24 protein-coding genes are annotated in these 21,204 nt (G+C 46.3%); 3 read left to right on the forward strand and 21 right to left on the reverse strand.

Features of this window, described 5'->3' with window-relative positions; genetic code table 11:
* Window positions 1–3: 3 nt before the first annotated feature.
* From FOT42_RS09285 to FOT42_RS09380, 20 genes are all read right to left on the reverse strand, one after another.
* Complete coding sequence (locus FOT42_RS09285; RefSeq protein ID WP_151890293.1) at window positions 4–1,230, reverse strand: murein hydrolase activator EnvC family protein; 1,227 nt, start codon at window positions 1,228–1,230, stop codon at window positions 4–6.
* 1 nt (window position 1,231) lies between these two features.
* Window positions 1,232–2,011, reverse strand: a complete 780-nt coding sequence (lolB1, locus tag FOT42_RS09290; RefSeq protein WP_192938357.1) for a lipoprotein insertase outer membrane protein LolB1 — start codon at window positions 2,009–2,011, stop codon at window positions 1,232–1,234.
* On the reverse strand, window positions 2,011–2,928 hold the full coding sequence (locus FOT42_RS09295; RefSeq protein ID WP_151890295.1) for a tetratricopeptide repeat protein: 918 nt from the start codon (window positions 2,926–2,928) through the stop codon (window positions 2,011–2,013). The genes lolB1 and FOT42_RS09295 overlap by 1 nt, the downstream gene beginning before the upstream one ends.
* Before the next feature lie 44 nt (window positions 2,929–2,972).
* Window positions 2,973–3,989 (reverse strand): sugar phosphate nucleotidyltransferase, encoded by a 1,017-nt coding sequence (locus FOT42_RS09300; protein ID WP_151890296.1) that lies wholly within the window; start codon window positions 3,987–3,989, stop codon window positions 2,973–2,975.
* 76 nt (window positions 3,990–4,065) lie between these two features.
* Complete coding sequence (locus FOT42_RS09305; RefSeq protein ID WP_151890297.1) at window positions 4,066–4,353, reverse strand: GIY-YIG nuclease family protein; 288 nt, start codon at window positions 4,351–4,353, stop codon at window positions 4,066–4,068.
* Between the two features lie 92 nt (window positions 4,354–4,445).
* Complete coding sequence (gene dut / locus FOT42_RS09310) at window positions 4,446–4,880, reverse strand: dUTP diphosphatase (RefSeq protein WP_151890298.1); 435 nt, start codon at window positions 4,878–4,880, stop codon at window positions 4,446–4,448.
* The gene (locus FOT42_RS09315; RefSeq protein ID WP_151890299.1) at window positions 4,870–6,339 is read right to left on the reverse strand and encodes a lipopolysaccharide biosynthesis protein; all 1,470 of its coding nucleotides are present in this window, start codon (window positions 6,337–6,339) and stop codon (window positions 4,870–4,872) included. Before FOT42_RS09315 ends, dut begins: the two co-directional genes overlap by 11 nt.
* A 181-nt stretch (window positions 6,340–6,520) precedes the next feature.
* Window positions 6,521–7,381: an ATP synthase F1 subunit gamma gene (gene atpG, locus FOT42_RS09320; protein WP_151890300.1), complete on the reverse strand. Its 861-nt coding sequence runs from the start codon at window positions 7,379–7,381 to the stop codon at window positions 6,521–6,523.
* A gap of 31 nt (window positions 7,382–7,412) precedes the next feature.
* Complete coding sequence (locus FOT42_RS09325; protein WP_151890301.1) at window positions 7,413–7,751, reverse strand: four helix bundle protein; 339 nt, start codon at window positions 7,749–7,751, stop codon at window positions 7,413–7,415.
* A gap of 19 nt (window positions 7,752–7,770) precedes the next feature.
* Complete coding sequence (atpA, locus tag FOT42_RS09330) at window positions 7,771–9,351, reverse strand: F0F1 ATP synthase subunit alpha (RefSeq protein ID WP_151890302.1); 1,581 nt, start codon at window positions 9,349–9,351, stop codon at window positions 7,771–7,773.
* Window positions 9,352–9,353: 2 nt separating this feature from the next.
* Entirely contained in the window at window positions 9,354–9,893 is a 540-nt protein-coding gene (gene atpH / locus FOT42_RS09335; RefSeq protein ID WP_151890303.1) for an ATP synthase F1 subunit delta, read from the reverse strand.
* Between the two features lie 4 nt (window positions 9,894–9,897).
* Complete coding sequence (locus FOT42_RS09340) at window positions 9,898–10,398, reverse strand: F0F1 ATP synthase subunit B (protein ID WP_151890304.1); 501 nt, start codon at window positions 10,396–10,398, stop codon at window positions 9,898–9,900.
* A gap of 73 nt (window positions 10,399–10,471) precedes the next feature.
* Window positions 10,472–10,666, reverse strand: a complete 195-nt coding sequence (atpE, locus tag FOT42_RS09345; RefSeq protein ID WP_014032715.1) for an ATP synthase F0 subunit C — start codon at window positions 10,664–10,666, stop codon at window positions 10,472–10,474.
* Window positions 10,667–10,701: 35 nt separating this feature from the next.
* A complete protein-coding gene (gene atpB, locus FOT42_RS09350) occupies window positions 10,702–11,883 on the reverse strand; it encodes a F0F1 ATP synthase subunit A (RefSeq protein WP_192938358.1) in 1,182 nt (393 codons plus the stop codon).
* Window positions 11,884–11,964: 81 nt separating this feature from the next.
* The gene (locus tag FOT42_RS09355) at window positions 11,965–12,357 is read right to left on the reverse strand and encodes a DUF6168 family protein (protein ID WP_151890306.1); all 393 of its coding nucleotides are present in this window, start codon (window positions 12,355–12,357) and stop codon (window positions 11,965–11,967) included.
* Window positions 12,354–12,581, reverse strand: coding sequence for an AtpZ/AtpI family protein (locus FOT42_RS09360; protein ID WP_151890307.1), 228 nt, complete (start codon window positions 12,579–12,581; stop codon window positions 12,354–12,356). Before FOT42_RS09360 ends, FOT42_RS09355 begins: the two co-directional genes overlap by 4 nt.
* Window positions 12,559–12,987, reverse strand: coding sequence for a bactofilin family protein (locus FOT42_RS09365; RefSeq protein WP_151890308.1), 429 nt, complete (start codon window positions 12,985–12,987; stop codon window positions 12,559–12,561). The genes FOT42_RS09360 and FOT42_RS09365 overlap by 23 nt, the downstream gene beginning before the upstream one ends.
* 20 nt (window positions 12,988–13,007) lie before the next feature.
* The gene (gene porW / locus FOT42_RS09370) at window positions 13,008–15,545 is read right to left on the reverse strand and encodes a type IX secretion system periplasmic lipoprotein PorW/SprE (protein ID WP_151890309.1); all 2,538 of its coding nucleotides are present in this window, start codon (window positions 15,543–15,545) and stop codon (window positions 13,008–13,010) included.
* Window positions 15,546–15,646: 101 nt separating this feature from the next.
* On the reverse strand, window positions 15,647–16,360 hold the full coding sequence (locus FOT42_RS09375) for an ABC transporter ATP-binding protein (RefSeq protein ID WP_151890310.1): 714 nt from the start codon (window positions 16,358–16,360) through the stop codon (window positions 15,647–15,649).
* Window positions 16,361–16,382: 22 nt separating this feature from the next.
* Window positions 16,383–17,852, reverse strand: a complete 1,470-nt coding sequence (locus FOT42_RS09380) for a DUF5687 family protein (protein WP_151890311.1) — start codon at window positions 17,850–17,852, stop codon at window positions 16,383–16,385.
* Window positions 17,853–17,972: 120 nt separating this feature from the next.
* Between FOT42_RS09380 and FOT42_RS09385 the strand changes: the two genes are divergently transcribed.
* The gene (locus tag FOT42_RS09385) at window positions 17,973–19,019 is read left to right on the forward strand and encodes a ferredoxin--NADP reductase (protein WP_151890312.1); all 1,047 of its coding nucleotides are present in this window, start codon (window positions 17,973–17,975) and stop codon (window positions 19,017–19,019) included.
* On the opposite strand, the gene FOT42_RS09390 is transcribed toward FOT42_RS09385, so the two are convergent.
* Complete coding sequence (locus tag FOT42_RS09390) at window positions 19,004–19,786, reverse strand: patatin-like phospholipase family protein (protein ID WP_151890313.1); 783 nt, start codon at window positions 19,784–19,786, stop codon at window positions 19,004–19,006. The two genes, FOT42_RS09385 and FOT42_RS09390, sit on opposite strands and share 16 nt — an antisense overlap.
* A 160-nt stretch (window positions 19,787–19,946) precedes the next feature.
* On the opposite strand from FOT42_RS09390, the gene FOT42_RS09395 reads away from it, so the two are divergent.
* Together FOT42_RS09395 and FOT42_RS09400 are read left to right on the forward strand one after the other, a co-directional pair.
* Window positions 19,947–20,507, forward strand: coding sequence for a fasciclin domain-containing protein (locus FOT42_RS09395; RefSeq protein ID WP_151890314.1), 561 nt, complete (start codon window positions 19,947–19,949; stop codon window positions 20,505–20,507).
* A 318-nt stretch (window positions 20,508–20,825) separates the two neighbouring features.
* On the forward strand, window positions 20,826–21,161 hold the full coding sequence (locus FOT42_RS09400; protein WP_151890315.1) for an arsenosugar biosynthesis-associated peroxidase-like protein: 336 nt from the start codon (window positions 20,826–20,828) through the stop codon (window positions 21,159–21,161).
* Window positions 21,162–21,204: the final 43 nt, after the last annotated feature.

Raw genomic sequence — 21,204 nt, forward strand, 5'->3', positions numbered from 1 at the left:
GGGTTATAGTTGATAGATCCAATCTTCCGGATTGAGGCGACTGGAATCCTTATAAAGATAAAACTTCAATTTGGTAGTGCCATCAAACCGGTCGGTATTAATATCCCCCAAGACATCTTTGGCCACCACTTTGTCCCCTTTTTTCACATACAAAGTGGAGAGGTTATAGTAGGTGCTGATGTAATTCCCGTGTTTGATGGTCACGCCCTTGCTCCCTCCCGGAACGGATATGATGGCAATGACCTCCCCCTCAAAAATGGCCCTGGCCTTGCTGCCTTTGTCCGTGGTTATGGTCACCCCGTTGTTTTGGTGCTTTATGCCCGGGTAGAGCTTGTCCGCATAGACCCCATATCCTTGGCTTTTGATCCCTTTTTCTACAGGCCAGATCAGCCTTCCTTTGTTAGAGGAGAAATTGTCGGCCACCAACTTGGCCTCTGGGGTCAATGCAAAAGTGGTGGTGCTGGTGGATTTGCCCGAACTCTTGTTGGAACTTGCAATGGCACTCTTGATCAATCGTTCTATCTCACGGTCGATCCTGCGGGCCTCTTTTTGCTTTTCGGCAATGGCAGCGGTATATTTTGCCTCATTCTGTTTTACGCTTCTTAAAAGATCCCGCTGTGCTTCCACTTCTTTGGAAAGTTCGTTCTTCGCCTTCGTGTTTTCGGCCAGGAGTTGTTCCTTTTCCTTTCGCTGTACTACCAGGTCTTGATTGAGCTTGGCCAACTCCTCAGTTTTCGTGATGATGTTCTCCCCTTGCTTTTTTCGATGCTTGGCATATTGCTGCATGTATTGGAGTCGTTTGAAGGCCTGATAAAAGTTTTCTGCCGATAAAAGGAACATCAAACGGTTGCTTTGGGATTTGTTCTGATACGTCTTCTGGATGAGTTCCGCATAATCTTCCTTGAGCACATCCAGGTCTTCCCTGAGCTTACTGATACTCCTGATGTTCACATTGATTTGCCTGTTCAGTAGATTGGATTGTTGGTTGGTGACCCTGATGAGCTCTTGACGCACATTGATTTTGTTGTCCAAGGCTTCCATTTGGTCCAAAATAGTACCCTTTTCCTTGCGTTCGGCAAAGAGCAACCTATTGATTTCCTTGATTTCCTGTTGCAATCGTTCCCGTTTGGCCTCCAATGCCTTCTGCTCGCTGGTCTGGGCAAATGAGGGCAGTGATACAAAAAATATAAGTATCAGATAATAAAAACAATACGAAGTTTTAACTTTCATATTACTTTAATGTAATTTTATCAAACCCGCTGGGCACTTTATACGGAAAACTCATGGGTTTGTTCAACTCAAGGTTACGGAAACTCAAATCAATCGTGGTCAATTCCCCTTCATCCTCTGCCAATATCTTGATGTCCTCCGGTAAAGCATTTCCCAAAACATCCTGATAGGTATATTTTGCCTGCAACTGTCTGGATTTTTCGGGTTGGGCTATTTGCTGGGTCGAAATTTTAAAGTTTTTGGGCTCCAATTGGAACAAGATCTTAACTAACTGCTCGACCTTTTTAGGTTTCAGTTGATAGCCCTCTCCATAGATTTCAGAGTCGTATTTGTCCTTTCTCAAATCCAGAACGGCATTGCCCAGCAATAGGTTCTGTACTTTTTCAAAATCCAGGTCCGTGCCCAAAAGTTGGCTCAGGTAGCTGAAATCGCCATCGAAATATTCGTTCTGCAGTTTGTTATAAAAAGACACTTTCTCGGGTGTGATATGGGCCTTGACCACACCAAGTGGCGCACTGATCCAAATCACCTTGTCCTTCTCCATCCTAAGGGTCACGTTCACGCCCTGCGATTCATCTCCATTGGAATAATCAATCTTTATGCGACCGCTCAAGGTCTTGAAATTGGGTTGGTTGGAATAGTGGCTGTTGATGATGTTCCTTGCCGATAAACTTGGATCTACTTCCCCTCCTGTGACGGTCTTGGTGCCCTTACATGCCCCTATTGTGAGCACTAAAAGCATCACTCCCATTATTCTTATGCCAATATTCTTGTGTCGCATTATAATCCTGAATTGATCTTGTTCAAATATTCATTGGCTTTCTGCGTGTTGCCAATTTTTGTGTATGCTTTGGAAAGCTCCCTAAATATGCTGCTTTCCAAGGGTCCATCGTCCAAAAGGTAATCCAAACCACTCTCCAAGACCTCAATGGCCTTGTTGGAATCCCCGGTATTGTTGAGTGCCGTTCCGTAGGCGAAATAAAAATAGGGTTGCAGCGGATAGCTGTCCAGAGCTTCTTTTGAAACGGCGAGCATACCCTCGTAATCTGACCGGGAAAGCAGTTCCTCAATTTGGGTGCGCAATGCGGTCACCGGGTCGTTCCTGTCCGCAATGTGCTTCTCTTCAATCGGCGTGGTTGGCTCTTGGGTGCTTTTTTGAAGCGAATCGTTGATTTTTCGAGTTAGTTCACTGGTCAGCGGGGCATTATCTATTTCCTTCAACACCGCAAGGGCTTCCTCATATTTTTTCATCTTGAAAAAGGAAACCGCCATGTTCTCCCTCAATTTGTTGTTCCCATAAGGTATTTGTTCCTTGATGGAGGTCCATGGACTGCCCTGTTTGTCCAAAATGGTGAGCAGATTGTCCAAATACCAATAATCCGTAGGTTCGGACAACAAGGCCTCAACAGCATACTGTTGCGCTTGGATGTATTTTTTGTCCTGCAAATAGGCTTTGGCCAGTTCATAGTCCACCACGCTATTGTCGGGCTCCAATTGCTTGCATTTGAGGAACAGGTCTATGGCACGATCGTAGTTTTGGATGCCTTTTTGTTTGAGTCCTTCGAAGAAATTTTCCTGAAACTCATCGGTATATTCTTCAAGATAGACCTCGGCACTTTCTTCTTCTTGGGCATAGGTCGAATAGGACATCAGTGCAGATGCTCCCAAAACCATCCCAACAAGAAGTTTCTTTTTCATATTGACATCCTAAGTCCCCATCAAACTAAAAATCTATTTCAAGATCATTCCAAAACGGAATAGTCCCCAATGCTAATGGATTCAAAATTACCATTAAAAACAACATGGTTGCCGATCATGGCATTGTCCAGGTTGGCATTGTATATTTTGCTGTCACTTTGGATCAGGCTATTTTTTATGGTGGAGTTCTCCAAAACCGTATTTGCCCCTATCGACACATAAGGGCCGACCGTAGTGTTTTTGAGCACCACATTCTCCCCGATAAAACAGGGTTCAATGATGTTGGCATTTTCCTGCTTCACCGAACTGGCGATCATTTGTTCGCCCTCCTTTTCCAAAAAGCCCAGCATCCGTTGGTTGGTTTCCACGGTGACATCCTTGTTGCCACAATCCATCCATTCGTCCACTTTACCGGGAACAAATTTCATGCCTTTCTCCATCATTCGTTTGATTCCGTCATTGATCTGGTATTCGCCTCCATTGGTGATGTTGTTTTCCAAGACGTGCTGTAGCTCATTTTTGAGCACGCCTACATCCTTGAAATAATAAATGCCGATCACGGCAAGGTCAGAGATAAACTGTTTGGGCTTTTCCACCAGTTCCACAATATGGTTGTCGGTGTTCAACTTTACCACTCCGTAGGCTTCGGGTCGATCTACTTGTTTTACCCATATCACACTGTCCGCGGACTTATCGAGGTCAAAATCGGCCCGGATCAAGGTGTCCGCATAAGCGATCACGGCGGGTCCGCTCAACGATTCCTTGGCACTCATAATGGCATGCCCGGTACCCAATGGCTGGTCCTGTCGGTAAATGGAGCCTTTGGCACCCAATTCTTCGGCCAGTTGCATGAGACTTTCCACCACATCGTCGCCAAAAAAGGCAGGGTCGCCCAAAATGAAGGCCACTTCCTCAATGGGTTCGCCCAACACTTTGGCAATGTCGCTCACCAATCGGTGTACAATGGGTTTGCCCGCCACCGGAATGAGCGGTTTCGGAACTGTCAAGGTGTGTGGTCTCAAACGGGAACCTCTTCCCGCCATTGGAACGATTATTTTCATACTTTACCACCTGCGAAAGCAGGTGTCTCATTTTTGTTGTTAAACTTTTTCTACTCTCACCTTGATGTAGCAAGGTTTATCGCAACTTATTATAGTTCAATTTCCAGTTAAGACTAATGTCAACCCAGTTAGGATTAAAACTCTCAATTAAATTGACTTTCCAGTCTCTCTTCCACTTTTTCATTTGTCTTTCGCGCTTTACCGCCTCTCCACCAGCTATAAACTCTTCAAAATAGACCAATTTATCACAATTGTATTTGGCGGTAAATGACCTTGGATAGACTTTCAACTTATGTTCTTTCACTCTTTCTTCAAGATTATCCGTAACACCTATGTAAAGCACTTCGTTTGCTTTGTTGGTCATTATATAACATTCCAAAGTTTCATGGCTACGATGGGTGTTTAAACTACTCGCTTCGTATCAGTCCCCTATGAGATTCCTGCCTACGCAGGAATTTATTTGACACCGGTACTCCCAAATCCACCTGCGCCTCTATCGGTATCCGAAAGTGTTTTCACTTCGACCCATTCTGACCTTTCATGCTTGGCAATGACCATTTGGGCCACACGCTCGCCATTTTCCACCGTAAAATCCTCATTGGAAAGATTGACCAGGATCACCCCTACCTCTCCCCGATAATCGGCATCAATGGTACCTGGCGCATTGAGTACGGTGACCCCTTTCTTGGCCGCAAGTCCACTGCGGGGTCTTACCTGTGCCTCATAGCCTACAGGAAGTTCCATAAAAATCCCTGTGGGCACAATTGCTCGCCCCAAAGGTTTCAGGACAATAGGGGCCTCCAAATTGGCCCTAAGGTCCATTCCTGCCGATGCCAAGGTTTCGTAATGGGGCAATGCGTGCCCCGACTTGTTGATGATCTTAATCTCCACGCTTTAAAAAAATGTTTTTTAAATGATCTCCTTCCATCTTATACACTAACCCCAAAAATAGCAAAAACAGTATGCTGCCCCCTATTAAATTTCTATTAAAAACATAGAAGGAAAGGACTGAAAACACAATGGAAACCGAAAGATAGAACACGATTTTCCGCATATTGTAGGGGACTGGGTAATATTTTTTTCCGAAATAATAGGACAACAGCATCATGCTGCCGTAGGCCGCCAAGGTGGCCAGTGCCGAGGCCATGTATCCTATTTTGGGTATAAAGGCAATGTTGATGACCAAGGTGATGAGTGCCCCAATGGATGAAATATAGGCCCCGAACTTGGTCTGATCGGTCACCTTGTACCAAACGGAGAGGTTATGGTAAATGCCCAAACAAAAACTCCCCAACAGGATGATGGGCACCACGTCCAGGGCTTCCCAATATACTGGGTTGTTCAACAACAGTTTGCCCAAGGGGTCGATGAACGCAATGACCCCCAAGAGGATGATACTTCCCAACACCACAAAATAATTGGCGATCTGGGCATAGGTCCGCTGTGGTTTTTCGGTCTTGGCATGGCTGAAGAAAAAAGGTTCGACGCCCATTCGGAACGCGGTCCCGAACAAGGTCATGAACAAGGCCAATTTATAGCATGCCCCATATTTTCCCACTTCGGACTCTGCTATGCCCTGCGGTAATATTTCGGTCAGCAGAATCTTGTCCAACACCTCATTGATGGTGAAGGCGATACCGGCCACCATGACAGGCCCAGCATATTTCATCATCTGTTTCCACAGTGGTAGATCGAAGATATATTTAGTCCTAAAATACTTGGGCAGTAATATCAATAAGGTAAAACCGCTGGCAATCACGTTGGAGATCAAAACATAGTGAATCTCCCAATCCGTTTTATAGATCGATGTGAAGAGCCCTGTTTCGTCCTCCAGGACCAGTTTGGGCAGCCATAGCAAAAAGAACACATTAAATGCTAGGTTTATGGCTACGTTGACGGTCTTCAACACCGCATAGAGCATCGGTTTTTCATTGGCCCTGAGCAAAGCAAAGGGAACTATCACCAAAGCGTCCAACACCAATATATAGGTCGTGAACTCAATATAATCCGCATTGATGTTGGTCATGTCCGCCAGCCATTGTTTTACGGAGAGCGCAAAAATCAAAAACAACAAAGAGGTGGTTAATAGGGATACCAACGAAGTGGAAACGACCTTGCCCTTGTCATCACTTTTGTGATAAAAACGAAAAAAAGCGGTTTCCATGCCATAGGCCAGAAAAACATTGAAAATGGCGATCCACGCATAGATGTTGGTGTACTGCCCATAGCCCGCCGCATTTTCAAAAACAGCAGTGTACAAGGGAAGCAGAAAGAAAGAAATGACCCTCGGCATCACAGTGGCCAAGCCATAGATAAACGTCTGCTTAAAAAGCCTTTTTAGCGGGTTCAATAGGTGCGTGTTCTTTAAAAACCTTGATTAGGTGCCACAAGTTACACAAAAGCCGTTAGTCACCATGTCAAGAAAAACAAAAAGGCCACCCTTTCGGTGGCCTTTCATTATCAGTAATATAATAATCTTAGTTGTTCAATGCCTCGCTGCTGCGAGAAATTTGACCTCGCTTTGACTCGGTCTAATTGTTCAGTGCCTCTGCACCTCCCACAATCTCGAGGATTTCATTGGTGATGGCGGCCTGTCTAGCCTTGTTGTAGGTCAGCTTCAACTGGTTCCTTAGGTCCTTGGCGTTATCGGTCGCTTTGTGCATGGCGGTCATACGGGCACCGTGCTCGCTGGCAAAGGAATCCCTGATGGCCTTGTACAATTGGGTCTTGAGCGATTTTGGGATCAGTTCTTTTACGATTTCCACTTTGGATGGCTCAAAAATGTAGTCTGCCGCCTTGGATGCATCCCCTTCCATGCTTACAATGGGAAGGAACTGTTCCGTCATCACCAACTGGGTAGCGGCGTTCTTGAACTTGTTATAGACCAACTCGATCTTGTCGTAATTGCCCTTGGTGAACTGGTCCATCAAAAACTCAGCAATCTCAGCCACATTATCAAAGGTCAGATTATCATAGATGCTGCTGTGGTTGGCCACTATGGTGTTTTTCTTGCGGAGAATATCGTTTCCTTTCTTGCCGATGGTCACAAAATCGACCTGCTTGCCTGCGTATTTGCCGGAAACCAAGTTATTGCTCTGTTTGATGATGTTGGAATTGAACGCGCCACACAGTCCACGGTTGGAGGTGATTGCCACAACCAATACCTTGTTCACGGGTCTGTTGTCCGCAAATTGACTTCCTCCATCACCGTCCAAGCTGGCACTCAAACTTTGCAAAAGCTCGGTAAGCTTGTCCGAATAAGGGCGCATGGCCGTGATGGCATCCTGGGCCTTTTTCAATTTTGCAGCAGACACCATTTTCATGGCGCTGGTAATCTGCATCGTTGAGCCGATGGATGATATCCTGTTCCGTATTTCCTTTAGATTCGCCATATTATCTCAATTCTGGGTTATGAGTGATGAGTTAAGAGTTCTTGACAATTGCCACAATGATTCGCATCAACTCTTCACACTTATCCATCAAATCTATGGGAACTTCTCTGCCGGTTGCTTCTAAAATCTCAAGCCAGTACTTGGTTTCATCAGCTTCCTTCAAAGCTATCCCAAACTTATTCTTAAAGTCCTTTGTGCTAACCCCTCTCTGTGCTTCCCTGACATTGGCCCCTATGCTGGTGCCGCTCCTCAGAAGCTGAGAGGCTATCTCAAAATCCTTTTTGTTTTTCAATTCATCACAGTAATGGACAATCTTGCAAGCAAACTCGAAACTTTTGATTCTAATTGGGCTGTTTTCCAGTTTGCTCATAACCCATCACTCTGAACTCTTAACCTTTATATTTTTCAGAAAGATCTTTGCAAACAGCAGTCAAGGTATCTGTTACCTCATCGGTCAATTTACCTGCTTTAAGGGCATCCAAAACATCCCTATGCTTCGCATTCAAGAACTCCAAATACTCTTTTTCAAATTCTTTTACCTTGTCCACAGGCACATTACGCAACAAGTTCTTGGAACCTGCAAAGATAATGGCCACCTGATCTTCCACAGTAAATGGATCGTTCTGACCTTGCTTCAAGATTTCCACGTTCCTACGTCCTTTTTCGATCACATTCAAGGTAGCGGCATCCAAATCGGAACCGAACTTGGCAAAAGCTTCCAATTCACGGAACTGGGCTTGGTCCAATTTCAAGGTACCTGCTACTTTTTTCATAGACTTGATCTGTGCCGAACCACCCACACGGGATACGGAGATACCCACGTTGATCGCTGGACGTACACCTTGGTTGAACAAATCCTGCTCCAAGAATATCTGACCATCGGTGATGGAGATCACGTTGGTTGGGATATAGGCAGAAACGTCTCCTGCTTGTGTCTCGATGATGGGAAGTGCGGTCAATGAACCCCCTCCTTTTACGATGGACTTCAAGGACTCGGGAAGGTCGTTCATGTTCTTCGCGATCTCATCATCCGCGATCACTTTTGCAGCACGCTCCAACAATCTGGAGTGCAAGTAGAAAACGTCCCCAGGGTATGCTTCACGTCCTGGTGGTCTTCTCAACAACAGGGATACTTCACGGTAGGCAACCGCTTGCTTTGAAAGGTCATCATAGATGATCAAGGCAGGACGCCCAGTGTCCCTAAAATATTCCCCAATGGCCGCACCGGCGAAAGGAGCATATACCTGCATTGGCGCAGGATCCGAAGCGTTGGCGGCAACGATGGTGGTATAGGCCAAAGCACCTTTGTCCTCCAAGGTCTTGGCAATGGCGGCCACAGTGGATGCTTTCTGACCTACGGCCACATAGATACAGTAAACGGGTTTACCTGCATCGTAAAATTCTTTCTGGTTCAAGATGGTATCGATACAAACCGTGGTCTTTCCGGTCTGTTTGTCACCGATCACCAACTCCCTTTGTCCCCTTCCCACAGGAATCATGGCATCGATGGCCTTGATACCGGTCTGCAAAGGTTCGTTTACAGGTTGTCTAAAAATAACTCCAGGGGCCTTGCGCTCCAAGGGCATTTCGTAAGTTTCGCCAGAGATGGGCCCTTTTCCGTCGATAGGCTTCCCCAAAGTGTCTATAACACGGCCAACGATACCCTCCCCCACATTGATGGATGCAATACGTTCGGTCCTCTTCACGGTAGTGCCTTCCATAATTTCTTTGGATGGGCCCAACAGTACCACACCGACGTTGTCCTCTTCCAGGTTCAAAACGATTCCCTGCATGCCTCCGTCAAACTCCACCAACTCCCCGTACTGGGCATTGGAAAGTCCATACACACGGGCAATACCGTCACCTACCTGTAGTACGGTGCCCACTTCGTTCAAGGAAGCCGTAGCTTCGAAACCTGATAACTGTTTTTTCAAAATTGCTGAAACCTCAGCGGCTTTTACTCCTGCCATTTTTATAGACTATTTGTAAATTCTCTTTTTAAACCGTTCAATTTGTTGGCGATGCTGGCGTCATATTGGGTATCGCCCATCCGAAGGACAAAACCTCCTATGATGCTCTCGTCGATCTTGTTCTGGATGGTGACCTTGTTGCCTGTTGCCTTGGTGACCGCGGCAAGGATCTTTTTTTCCAGTTCCGGGGTTAAAGGAACGGCCGTTGTAACGTATGCCACTTCCTCACCTTTCCTTTTCTCGTTGAGGATGATGTATTTAAACGCCACTTCCTGCAACATTGCTATCCTTTTGTTGTCCAGCAAGGTTTGGATCAACCCTTTGGTGATCTCATTGGAATCCTTGAAGATTTCCAACAAGGCATTTTTCTTGACCTCGGATTTCACTACGGGGCTTTCCAGAACCTGCTGTAGCTCCCCGCTCTCGGATATCACGGCAGCAATGTCACGCATGTCCTTTTCCACGGCATCTGCCGCATTTTTCTCGACTGCGAAATCCAAAGTTGCCTTGGCGTAACGTATGGCTGCCCTGTTCTGGTCCATAGTCCTAGTTCAGTTTGATATCGCCCAACATGTCGTCAACCAACTTAAGTTGCTTGTCTTTGTTGGATAGTTCTTCTTTGATGACTTTTTCGGCGATTTCCAAGGAAAGATTGGCCACTTGTGCCTTGATTTCGGCAACTGCAGCTTTCTTTTCACTTTCGATGGCAGCCTGTGCCTGCTTGATGATCTTGTCACCTTCGGCATTGGCCTGCTCCTTGGCTTCGGAAATAATGCTTTCCTTGATCTCCCTGGCCTCTTTCAAAAGGACATCCCTTTCCGCTCTTGCTTCTTTCAACAGTTTTTCGCTGTCGGCGGTCACATTCTGCATTTCCTTTTTGGCGGCCTCGGCGGCGTCAAGGGCATCTTGTATGCCTTGCTCTCTTTCGTTGAGGGAATTCAAGATGGGCTTCCATGCAAATTTTACCAAGATAAAAATGAGCACAAGAAGAATAAGGGTCTGCATAAAAAACAGCCCTGGCGAAAAATCATTTAGTAATTGTTCCATAACTATAAATTTTTAAATACCGCCGACATATGACCAACCGTCATATATCGGCGGACAATGTTTTGCAATTTGATTATTTTCCTAGGAAAAGTGCACCAAACGCCAAACCTTCCAATAGTGCTGCGATAATGATCATCGCGGTCTGGATCTTTCCAGTAGCTTCTGGCTGACGTGCAATACCTTCCATTGCACTACCACCGATCTTACCTAATCCGATACCGGCACCGATCACAATCAATCCTGCACCTACTAAATTTGGAACTGTCATACAATTAAATTTATATAGTTAAAAATAAACTCAGGTTAAATATAGTTACCCCTTACATCCTCAGCATCCACCTTGTCATGGCCATGTTCGTCATGCTCATGGTGATGGTCATGTTCCGCGACCGCCATACCTATGAACAAAGCGGACAGCATAGTGAAAATATATGCCTGAAGGAAGGCAACCAATACTTCTATCAATGTAATGAACAACGAAAGCACAAAGGAAAGAAGGGACGATCCCACAACCCCCATTTCGGCTTTCATGGTTATAAGAATGGCTATCAAGCTCATTACCACAATGTGTCCTGCGGATATGTTCGCGAACAATCGGACCAAAAGGGAAAAGGGCTTGATCAAAAATGCCCCGGCCAGTTCAATAACGGCAAGAACAGGACGGATCAAAACCGGAACGCCCGGCATCCACAGCATGTGCTGCCAGTAATCCTTATTTCCTTTCACGGTATAGATGATCAACGTGAAAATGGCAAGAGCGGCGGTCACGGCCAACTGTCCTGTCACGTTGAACCCTAGCGGCGTCAATCCCAATAGATTGAGTATCCATATAAAAAAGAACACTGTCAACAAGTAACCTGTGAACTGACGGTATTTTTTATCTCCAATATTGGGTTTCGCTATCTCATCACGGACATAAATGACCAAAGGCTCCAGTACACGACCAAAACCAGTCGGTACTTTTTTGCTCTTGTACTGCTTTGCCAACGAGCCGAACAGCAAAAGCATCAACAATCCCACCAGCACGATTCCCAAAACACTTTTAGTGATTGAAAAATCCAACACTTTGGTGGCGTTGGTGGCATGGTGTTCTTCATCAAAGGTGATGCTTTCCGCTCCTGGCTGGAGTTCATATATCTTACCGTGGAGTTTTGCAAATCGTGTTCCGCTGGCTTCTACGATGTGGTGCCCAGAATCATCGTGGTGGAATTTGGACGACATGAAGGTAACAAGCCCTTCACTTGACCATACGATCACTGGAAGCGGGAACCCGATGTGTTTCCTCTCTCCTTCCGAGTTTGTATAGGAAAACAGGTGGAAGTCATGTGAGTCCTTGATGTGGTGAAGGATGTACTCCTCCACTTCTTCCTTGGTGTTCACGGCACCTTCTTTTTTGTCCTCTTGGGATTTTGCGTTTATCCCATTGGAAAACAACAAAATAAATAATGTAGTCGCTAAAACAAAAGGCGTTTTTAGTACCCGCATTGCCATGTAGAAATTATCCGTTCGTCAAATTCGGCGCAAAGGTAGTACTAAATTGCTAAAAAACGACTTTTTTTCAATTTTTCATTCCATGTGCTTCAAAGTTTTGGCCAAAAAGGTCACTTCGCATGCCAGGCCCAAAAATACGGGCACCAAAAAATTACCATGGGAAACTGTAGTTGTGGTACTCTCGCCAAAAAAATAACTGGAAAACACTACCATGAACAACGCCAGTTTGGCCGCCATCACTGCCAAATAGATAAACCCCAGTTGATCTTTTGCTTTCTTTCTGGCTGACAGCAATTGAAAGGCAATGATCACCACCAGACTGAACACTAAATGGAATGTATAAACAGAAAACAGAATGTCTTTTTTGGGGTGGAATCCATCCGCAATTGTCACTGTATGAATAACGTAGGCCAATATAAAGGCTGCCACAGTAATCATGGCGTGCCACACCACTACTTTTCCTTTCATTTATTGGATTGAATGGCCTGTCTTATCATTAAGTATATGGCCACGATTATGGCAGCAAAGGTAACAAGTTCCTCTGCTGCGGAAAAGTTATATTTTTTTTCGAGCCATGAACCCAAAAGGTTGCCCAGATAGATGGTAGCGCCCATTTGTATGGCAAGTCCGGACAAACGGGCGGCGGTATGTAAAGCTTCTCTTTTCTTGTTAGGAGGCTTTTGCTGGTTCATTGCTCTTTGCGGTCTCCAGTTTGGGCGATGCCGTGGTCACCGGTGCCCCTTTGCCCATTACACAGGACGCATTAAAAGTAGCTCCCGGTTCCACGGACAGTTTGGCCACACTCACCGTGCCCTCTATGATGGCTGATGCTTTCAGGGAAAGCAGGTCCTTTACCAAAAGTTCACCGTTGAACTTCCCTTCGATATCGGCATTCACGCATTCCACTTTTCCGTTGATATAGCCATCCTTTCCGATAACCACTTTTCCTGAGGTCTTTACGTTGCCTTCGAGTTTGCCATCGATTCGGAAATCGGCCTCGGAGGTAATATCGCCCTTGATCTTCGTGTTCTTTTCAATTCGGTTGGGCTGTCCGCCAAATTCAGTCATAGGCCTTGGTTTTTTGTTGTCAGAAAACATTGTGTTCTAGGTTTTGGGGTTTAAAATTGTGCTTTGTATGATTCTAAGTTCTTATGGACCTGTATAATTTTATAGTTGTCCGATAAAACTACGAAATTCTCATCTTTAATGCGGTAGTCCTTATTGTTTTTTATGAGTTCCGCAAAGCCCAGGGCAAAGTCCTTCGACCTAAAACCATGCACCACCACAAACTCACCTTCCAGATTATAGATGTCCTTGGAAACCACGTTCTTGTAGTTGAGTTCCTTGATAGCTTCCTCCAAACGGTTTTTTAGGGCCAGTGCCTTTTCGTTGTCCCTGATCTTGAAAGGGAACACCACTTTCCAGTTTCCTGTTCCCGTTGACCCGGTTTCGGGCGAAAACTCCTTGGTCTCCAGCTTGGGCAACTGCTCTTCCACCATTTGTTCCGCCTTTTTCCCTTCGGGATTGTTGGGATAGGTGAGTGCGACATAGTTCAATGCTTCCTTGAAGGGTTCAAAACCTTGGAGACGTCCAATGGCGTTGGCCTTCAACATTTCGAACTTGGGCACGATGGGGTCTCCCGTGAATTGGCCAATATAGCCCTCAGACTGGGTAATCACTTGAAGAAACTCTTGGTCCTCATACAGTTTGTACAAAGCGGCATAGCGGGCATCTGGGCTGTCGGTATTACCTTCAAGAACGGCTTGTGGGTTCAAAAGAATCTCGGCATAACGGGTGTCAGGATGGTTCGTGATGATGTCCTGCTTCATGTTCTGGGCCAACGGGCTCCCTGATTCCTCATAGATCTTGTAGAGGTTGTATTTTGATGGTAAAATCAACCGCTCTTCGGGATTTGAGGCCAGCACACGCTCCAGCTTGGCCGCTGCGAGCAGATTGTCCCTGAACTTTTCCTTGTAGATCAGCCCCAGTTGATAGTTGGCGAAGTTGCGCTCGGTCTTCAGGCTGTCGATCACGGTGATGTCGGTCGGGATTTGGGACAGGTAGTACTCCACAGAAAACTTTTGGTCCCCATCCATAGTATTGGCCGCACCGTTCTGAACAATCTCTTCCCCAGTGGCCTCGGAAACCAAGGTCCTGGATTTGTTGCTCCATCGCCAGTCGTCTTCCAAGGTACGTTCGCCCCAACGGGTCTTGAAGTCGTTTTTGCCATACCCCAAACTGGTGATGTTGTAGAAATAGAACTTGCCTTGGTTCTCCCTTCCTCCCTTGCTCTTCGCAAACGTGGCAAAGCCGGCCTCGGTACGCTTCAATTCTTTCTCGGCAGCTTCTTCTTCTTTTCGTTTGAGCTCGGCAATATGTTCCTCAAAATAGGTCTTGCGCTTGGCCTCGGGCATTTGATAGAGGGTTATGACACTGTCGGCATGCTGAACGATGTCCTCGTACTTGATCACATCCTCGAGGTTGTCCAATTTCTTTTTGATATTACGGTGCTGTCTGGTGTTTTCGGCCAGGTTGGTCAAGGTACTGTCATAGTATGCTCCGGAAACCTTGTACTCATCTTGGTCAAAATAATAGTCCGCCAAACTTTGATAGTTCATGGCATTCAGTTTGCGCTCGCCCTGTGTGGCCCGCAACGATTTGTTGTAATAGGCCAAGGCCAAGCTGTCGGAGCCGTTCGCCAAGTGATATTGGGCCACTTCCCGGTAGATCTTGTCCAAAAATGGTCGGTTTTCCCGGTTTTCTTCCAAATCGGTCAGGTATTCCAGCAGTGCTTCGCTATTGGTATCGGTAAGCTCCGTGTTCTGTATTTTTTTGAGGTGGGCATTGATCATATAGACCCTTGGCGATTTCCTGTTCAGGGCAATGACCTTGTCATAGGCGTAGTTGGCACTGTCCCGATATCCCAATTGGTCGTAAAGTTGTCCAATGATGAAGAGGTACCTCCCTTTTTCTGGGTTCTTTTTGGTATAGGCCTGTGATATTTTCAATTTTTGGATGGCCGTGTCCGGAGCATTCAGGTTGATGTAGCATTGGGCCAGCACGGCATTGGCATCGGCATATTCCTGATCTTTCAGTTCCTCGTACTTGAACAACCGCTTCAAATTCTTGATGGCCACTTCGGGATTGTCCAGACGCATGTTGGTCTTTTCGCGCCAAATGGTGGCCTCGTTGAGCTTGTCACTCTCCGTGTATTTTCTCAAAATATAGTTGAACGCTTCCAAGGCCGGGATGTACCGCTGGTCAAAGTAGCGGGATTTGCCCAAAAGAAGGAAAGCCTCGTCGGTTTGAGGGTTCCGCTCCTCATCCTTGATGTCCATGCTATGCTTTTGGATGGCCTTGGTGGCCTTTTCCTCCGCAATGATGAAGTTGGGATTGTTGTCCTCGGAATCCAGCTTGATCTCCTCGGTCACTTGCAGGCGTTCCACGGGAAGGATCTCCCAATAATCGTCCCGGTAACTGGCATTGAGTTCCTCCCGCCCTTTTTCAAAGGCGATATTGCCATTGTACAAGGTGTTGTACTTGGTGTTCAGCGCATGCCAATTTCGGTTGACAAACTTGTCCTTTTGGGTGGAACAGGCACTAAAAGTGAGTCCCCCCGCAATTGTGGCAATGATAAGTGTGTGACGAAGATTCAAAATTATCGCTGGTCTTGTGATAACCTTAACTCAAAAAAGCGTGGATTATTATAAGGCTCATCGATAAAATGCCGGAATTCTTCTACGGGTCTTTTAGCGGCTTATTGCGGTTGGTACGATGACCCCGCAAAGAAGGCTTCCAGTTCCTTCAAGGTCTCGGCGGAGGTGTGGATGTCCTTCACCACCTCACCCTTGTTGAGCACCACAATGCGCTCGCACACTTCGGTAACATGGATCAGATCATGACTGGACACCAGCACCGTTACCCCTTCCTTGGCCGCAAGATCCTTGATGATCCCTTTCAATCGAATCTGTGTAGTGGGGTCCAAGTTGGCAAAGGGCTCGTCCAAGATCACCACCTCTGGGTTGCCGATAAAGCTGGCCACAATGCCCACTTTTTTCTGGTTTCCTTTGGAAAGGTCCCGCAAATATTTCTTTTGCCCCAAGATCTCGCCGTGGAAAAAATCCGCATAATTGGCCAGGAGGGCATCCACATCGGCCTTGTTCCGTCCGCGGAGTTCCCCGATAAAGTAAAAATATTCCTCCGGAGTTAGGTAACCGATTAAAAAGGATTCGTCGATAAAAGCGGAAGTGAACGGTTTCCATTCCTCGCTCTGGTCCACCTGCACTTCATTGTTGATGATATGTCCCGAACTGGGCTGGATCAAATCCAACAACAGGCTGAACAGTGTGGTCTTCCCTGCCCCGTTGTTCCCTACCAGACCAAAACTTTGTCCTTTTGGGATTTCCAAATGACCGATGTTCAAAACGGTGTTCGAGTTGTATGCCTTTGTCAAATTATGTACTGTGATCATGAGATTTCTTTATAGTGATTGGTTATTTCTGTTTGTATGCCAACAATGTCTTGTATTTCTCCTTTTTATAGATGCCCTCTATCATTTTGAACGCCCGTTCCTTGAACACAAATCCCATCAGTCCAAAAGCGGCCACAAAGAGATAGCCTGCCAAGGGGCTGATCAAGAAATGGCCGATGGCGTAGATCACCATGGGCAGCAAGAGTTTGGGCAAGGTCAGCAAAAGGGTCTTGGCATTGAAGGCCTGTTTGTCCCCGAATGCCTTTTTATTGGAGGTGAGCTCGATGGGTGTCTTCACATAGGCCCCGCCCCAAAGCACCAAATAGCTGTTGATCCCGATATTATAAATGGCTCCTACCAGAACCGCCGCATAGGCCTCCCATCCAAAATACACATAAAATGTGGCCAAAATGGTGGAAATGACCGTGGCTATGATGATCAGGTACCATTTGGAAGAAAGATATTCCCTGTACTTGATGTTCTGGCTCATCATCAAAGGGTAGTAGCTGCTGTCCCAACTGGGCACATATTGGCCAAAGCTGAACAGAAACCCGCCCGTGACAAAAATGCCGGCGAAGATCTTCCAGAAAGGACCGTCATAGGCCTCAATGGCCCCGGTGAAAAAGAGCAGTCCGTAAAAAATAAAGAAGAAGCCGGTAAGTACGGCCGTCCTGGACCGCTTGTTCCTTTTGATGAGCTTGATGTCGTTCTTCAAAAAAGTGCCCAGATTGCCGAATCGGTTCAGCCAATCCAGGTTTTCGGTACGGACCTCTGTATGTTTTTTGGCAAGGCCCCCATCCAAATACATGTGTTTTTTGAAATAGCCAAAGGCCAAAAAATAGAGGCCCAACAACAAGACCCAAGGAACGATCGCCGTCCACGGCATATCGTAGAAATAATCAAAAATGGGCTGGGCATACAGCGTAATGTCGAACCATTCGTAATATTGGGAAACCCCTGCCAATATGATCACTCCGGCAAAGATGTAGAATACCGTATCCTTGTTGTTCACCATCACATTGATGAAATTGTTGCAGTAGATGATTGCCATCATTGCCAAATGCCACCCCACGACCTGGGCAAATGGATAGTCCTTGGTGAGCAGCACCACGCTGAACGGGATAAAAAAGAACGCATGGGACCAGTTGAAGAACGATACCACTGTTTTTCCCAATGAAAAGTTCACCACCTGGCTTTTCTTGAAGGGCAGATAAAGCAAGGGCTTGATGTTGGTGACCGGCATTTTTTGGAGCATATACCTAAAGACGAGGTCAAAGGTGAGGTAATACACCATAAAACGGTTCACCACCCGAAGCGGATCGCCCCAGCCGGCCTCTTCGATCATAAAATAGGCACCAAAACCCAGTCCCAAAAAGACAACGATAAAATAAAGGGCTCCGAGGGCCATCAAAATCTTGAACCAGATCTCGGTCTTAAAACTTGCCGAGCGGTAAAAGGATTTCCATTGGAGACCCATAAAGTGTTTGAACATGGTCAGTCATTTTTTTAGTAAGTATCTAAATTATTGGATTTGTTACAAAACCCATCCTTTTTCTAAAATTTAAGGTCAAAAAGAGGTTGAATGCTTAATTTTGCACCAAATTTTGTGTAGATGAGCGATTTTCATGCTTTAAAATTGGCCTCGGTGGATAAGTTGACCCCAAATGCCGTGGCCCTTACTTTCGAAATTCCAGAACAACTGAAAAGTGCCTATGCCTTCAAAGCAGGGCAATACATCACCATCAAACATACGGTGGGCGGGCAGGAACTGCGCAGGGCCTATTCCATTTCGTCCTCGCCTTCTTCGGGAAAAATGACCGTGGGTATCAAAAAAATGCCGGGCGGTACATTTTCTGTGTTCGCCAATGAAAAATTGAAGGCCGGTGACACCTTGGAAGTCATGCTGCCAGATGGAAGGTTCCTTTTTGAACCGAACGGCCCCAAAAACATTGCGGCCTTTGCTGCCGGAAGTGGCATAACCCCCATCATGAGCATCGCCCAGACCTTGTTGGGCAGCGATCCGGCAAGCCTCTTTGTGCTCGTCTTTGGCAACCAGTCGCCAGAAGAGACCATGTATTTCAAAGAAATACAGGAACTTAAAAACAAATATACCAATCGATTTTTTGTGCAGTATGTCTACAGTAGATCCCATGAAGACGACGCCCTTTTTGGTCGGATAGAAAAGTCCACGGTCAATTTTGTGCTGAAAAATAAGTTCAAGGAAACCTCATTTGATGGCTTTTACCTTTGCGGACCGGAGGATATGATCCATTTGGTCTCCGATACCCTAAAAGGCAATGGCATTGCTGAGGACAAGATCCATTTTGAACTCTTCACCAGCGACGACAGCGAAGATACCCTTGCCGAAGTCCTCGAGGGCATGACCAAGGTGGAAGTGGTATTGGACGATGAGACCTTCTCCTTTATCATGGATAGGAAACACCGGGTATTGGACGTTGTGCTCAAGGAAGATATAGATGCCCCCTACTCTTGTCAGGGCGGGGTCTGTAGCAGTTGCATCGCCAGGATCAAGGAAGGCAAGGCCGAAATGGCCAAAAACCAGATCTTGACCGATAGTGAAATAGCGGAAGGGCTTATTTTGACCTGCCAGGCGCATCCCCTGACCCCCACCTTAAAGGTGGATTATGACGATGTCTGACTTTTGAGCATTTTTTCAATGGCCCTACTACCGTGCTCATACCCGATGCGGTAGGCATTCTCGATTCCTTTTTTGTCCAATACACCGATTTTTTCCAGTTCCGCTGGCTCAATGAAGAGATTGCACTCGTGCAGTTTTTCCTTGTTCGATGCATGGATCATCAAACTGGTGACCCTGCTCGCCAATTGTAAGGAGTTCTTCAGGTCCTTCTTCTGCAAGGGCACGGTGATAGACACATTGCTCCCAATGATGAACTCCATGCGGTCCTCCAGATATTCCTTTGGAAAATTGTTCATGATGCCTCCATCGGCATAAAGGATGCCCCCAATGTCCACTGGGCTAAAAACAGGTGGCAATGCTGCAGAGGCCAATAGGGGTCTGATCAACTCCCCTTCGTGAAAGACCTTCTCATATCCGCTCAACAGATCTGTGGCCACTACAAACAAGGGTTTTTTCAATCCCTCAAAGGCATCCTGTGGAAAGAACACCTTGAAAATGTTGATATAGCGCTCCGTGTCGATAAAACCCGGTTTGTTGATGGCAAAAAAACTGTACTGGAACAATGGGGTCTCCCGAAAAAAATTGAGCATGCTCTCCGCAGAGTTGCCGTTGGCGTAGAGCGCCCCCACAAGGGCCCCGATACTTGTGCCCGCAACCATTCCGGCCTCTATGCCATGCTCCCGCATGGCCTTGATGAGCCCAATGTGTGCCATGCCCCGGATACCTCCCCCGGACAGGACCAACCCTATGGTTTTGCCTTGAAGCATTTTAGGTTTTCAAAATTAATCATCAAAGTTAAGTCATTGCGCCCTTGCCGAGGTTGTCCCTCAAAGGTATTTCGATTAAATAATCATCAATCTTTCCCAATTACCAAACCCCTCCCGCAAAAACTCCGTAAGTGTTGGTATAAACTAAAAATAGAATCACATGAAATCTTTAAAAACTTTGACACTTGTATCTTCATTGATGGCCTTTATGGTTTCCGCAACGGGAATCTCACAGACCAAAATGGTCGGGGGAGCCGCAATGTACCCCAATAAGGACATTGTTTCCAATGCCGTGAACTCCAAGGACCACACCACTTTGGTCGCAGCTGTAAAAGCTGCTGATTTGGTGGAAACCCTACAGGGCGAGGGGCCTTTTACCGTGTTCGCCCCCACCAACGATGCTTTTGCCAAACTGCCCGAAGGAACAGTGGAAACGCTGTTGAAGCCAGAGAACAAAGCAATGTTGCAAGGTGTGCTCACCTATCACGTAGTGGCCGGGAAATACGGCTCCAAAGATTTGAAACGTTGGATCAAAAAAGGAAAGGGAATGACCAAACTTACCACCGTAAACGGGGACACCCTTACTGCTATGATGGATGGCAACTCCATTAAAATAAAAGATGGTGCCGGAAATGTTGCATCGGTGACCATTGCCGATGTGAACCAATCCAATGGGGTCATCCATGTGATCGATACCGTTGTGCTACCTTCTGCAAAGTAGTTTTTTTGGTTTTTGGTTAGAACGGAAAGGGTGGCAACTGCTGCCCTTTCCTTTTTCTGGGAAACCATTTACCGACCCTCGGGTCTGCTTTTTGGGGTTCCGATTATTTTTTGGGCCTGTTGCCGAAAATTTCTTCATCTCATCTGCCTTTTTCTAACCTTCTCATTTTCAAAACCGACTCGGTGGTCTGAATGTTAAATCTTGGTTTCGGTGCCCAAAACTGTAATCTGGCTTGTCCCATTTCGACCAAAATCGATAGTGATAATTGTTGTATGTTTAGGTTCATCAATAAAATATAACCGTTTAAATAGAAAAATCATGGCCGATTCTTATTACGACCCCGCCGATCTGCGAAAATTTGGGAACATTACGGAATGGAGCGAAGAGCTCGGAACAAAATTCTTTGACTACTACGGAAAGGTGTTTGAGGAAGGGGCCTTGAGTGCCCGTGAAAAATCCTTGATCGCCCTGGCTGTGGCCCACGTGGTGAAATGTCCGTATTGCATTGATGCCTATACCAAGGACGGATTGCAACGGGGCATCACCAAGGAAGAAATGATGGAGGCCGTGCATGCCGGGGCTGCCATAGAAAGTGGGGCCACTTTGGTACATGGGGTGATGATGATGAACAAGTACAATAAGCTTTCCATGTAACTTTAGACCACTTTGCTGTTAGATACTAGACCGCTGCGCTATT

The sequence above is a fragment of the Flagellimonas hadalis genome (assembly GCF_007785775.2).
Taxonomy (GTDB): Bacteria; Bacteroidota; Bacteroidia; order Flavobacteriales; family Flavobacteriaceae; genus Flagellimonas; species Flagellimonas hadalis.

Excerpts from the sequence above, each read along its gene's own strand:
- FOT42_RS09295 (WP_151890295.1), bottom strand. The coding sequence starts at position 2,928 with ATGAAAAAGAAACTTCTTGTTGGGATGGTTTTGGGAGCATCTGCACTG.
- atpE (WP_014032715.1), bottom strand. The coding sequence starts at position 10,666 with ATGACAGTTCCAAATTTAGTAGGTGCAGGATTGATTGTGATCGGTGCC.
- FOT42_RS09355 (WP_151890306.1), bottom strand. The coding sequence starts at position 12,357 with ATGAAAGGAAAAGTAGTGGTGTGGCACGCCATGATTACTGTGGCAGCC.
- atpH (WP_151890303.1), bottom strand. The coding sequence starts at position 9,893 with ATGGACCAGAACAGGGCAGCCATACGTTACGCCAAGGCAACTTTGGAT.
- FOT42_RS09305 (WP_151890297.1), bottom strand. The coding sequence starts at position 4,353 with ATGACCAACAAAGCAAACGAAGTGCTTTACATAGGTGTTACGGATAAT.
- FOT42_RS09400 (WP_151890315.1), top strand. The coding sequence starts at position 20,826 with ATGGCCGATTCTTATTACGACCCCGCCGATCTGCGAAAATTTGGGAAC.
- FOT42_RS09390 (WP_151890313.1), bottom strand. The coding sequence starts at position 19,786 with ATGCTTCAAGGCAAAACCATAGGGTTGGTCCTGTCCGGGGGAGGTATC.
- FOT42_RS09325 (WP_151890301.1), bottom strand. The coding sequence starts at position 7,751 with ATGAGCAAACTGGAAAACAGCCCAATTAGAATCAAAAGTTTCGAGTTT.
- lolB1 (WP_192938357.1), bottom strand. The coding sequence starts at position 2,011 with ATGCGACACAAGAATATTGGCATAAGAATAATGGGAGTGATGCTTTTA.
- FOT42_RS09380 (WP_151890311.1), bottom strand. The coding sequence starts at position 17,852 with ATGTTCAAACACTTTATGGGTCTCCAATGGAAATCCTTTTACCGCTCG.
- FOT42_RS09300 (WP_151890296.1), bottom strand. The coding sequence starts at position 3,989 with ATGAAAATAATCGTTCCAATGGCGGGAAGAGGTTCCCGTTTGAGACCA.
- FOT42_RS09360 (WP_151890307.1), bottom strand. The coding sequence starts at position 12,581 with ATGAACCAGCAAAAGCCTCCTAACAAGAAAAGAGAAGCTTTACATACC.
- FOT42_RS09285 (WP_151890293.1), bottom strand. The coding sequence starts at position 1,230 with ATGAAAGTTAAAACTTCGTATTGTTTTTATTATCTGATACTTATATTT.
- FOT42_RS09340 (WP_151890304.1), bottom strand. The coding sequence starts at position 10,398 with ATGGAACAATTACTAAATGATTTTTCGCCAGGGCTGTTTTTTATGCAG.
- FOT42_RS09385 (WP_151890312.1), top strand. The coding sequence starts at position 17,973 with ATGAGCGATTTTCATGCTTTAAAATTGGCCTCGGTGGATAAGTTGACC.
- FOT42_RS09365 (WP_151890308.1), bottom strand. The coding sequence starts at position 12,987 with ATGTTTTCTGACAACAAAAAACCAAGGCCTATGACTGAATTTGGCGGA.
- FOT42_RS09395 (WP_151890314.1), top strand. The coding sequence starts at position 19,947 with ATGAAATCTTTAAAAACTTTGACACTTGTATCTTCATTGATGGCCTTT.
- atpG (WP_151890300.1), bottom strand. The coding sequence starts at position 7,381 with ATGGCGAATCTAAAGGAAATACGGAACAGGATATCATCCATCGGCTCA.
- atpA (WP_151890302.1), bottom strand. The coding sequence starts at position 9,351 with ATGGCAGGAGTAAAAGCCGCTGAGGTTTCAGCAATTTTGAAAAAACAG.
- FOT42_RS09375 (WP_151890310.1), bottom strand. The coding sequence starts at position 16,360 with ATGATCACAGTACATAATTTGACAAAGGCATACAACTCGAACACCGTT.
- atpB (WP_192938358.1), bottom strand. The coding sequence starts at position 11,883 with ATGCGGGTACTAAAAACGCCTTTTGTTTTAGCGACTACATTATTTATT.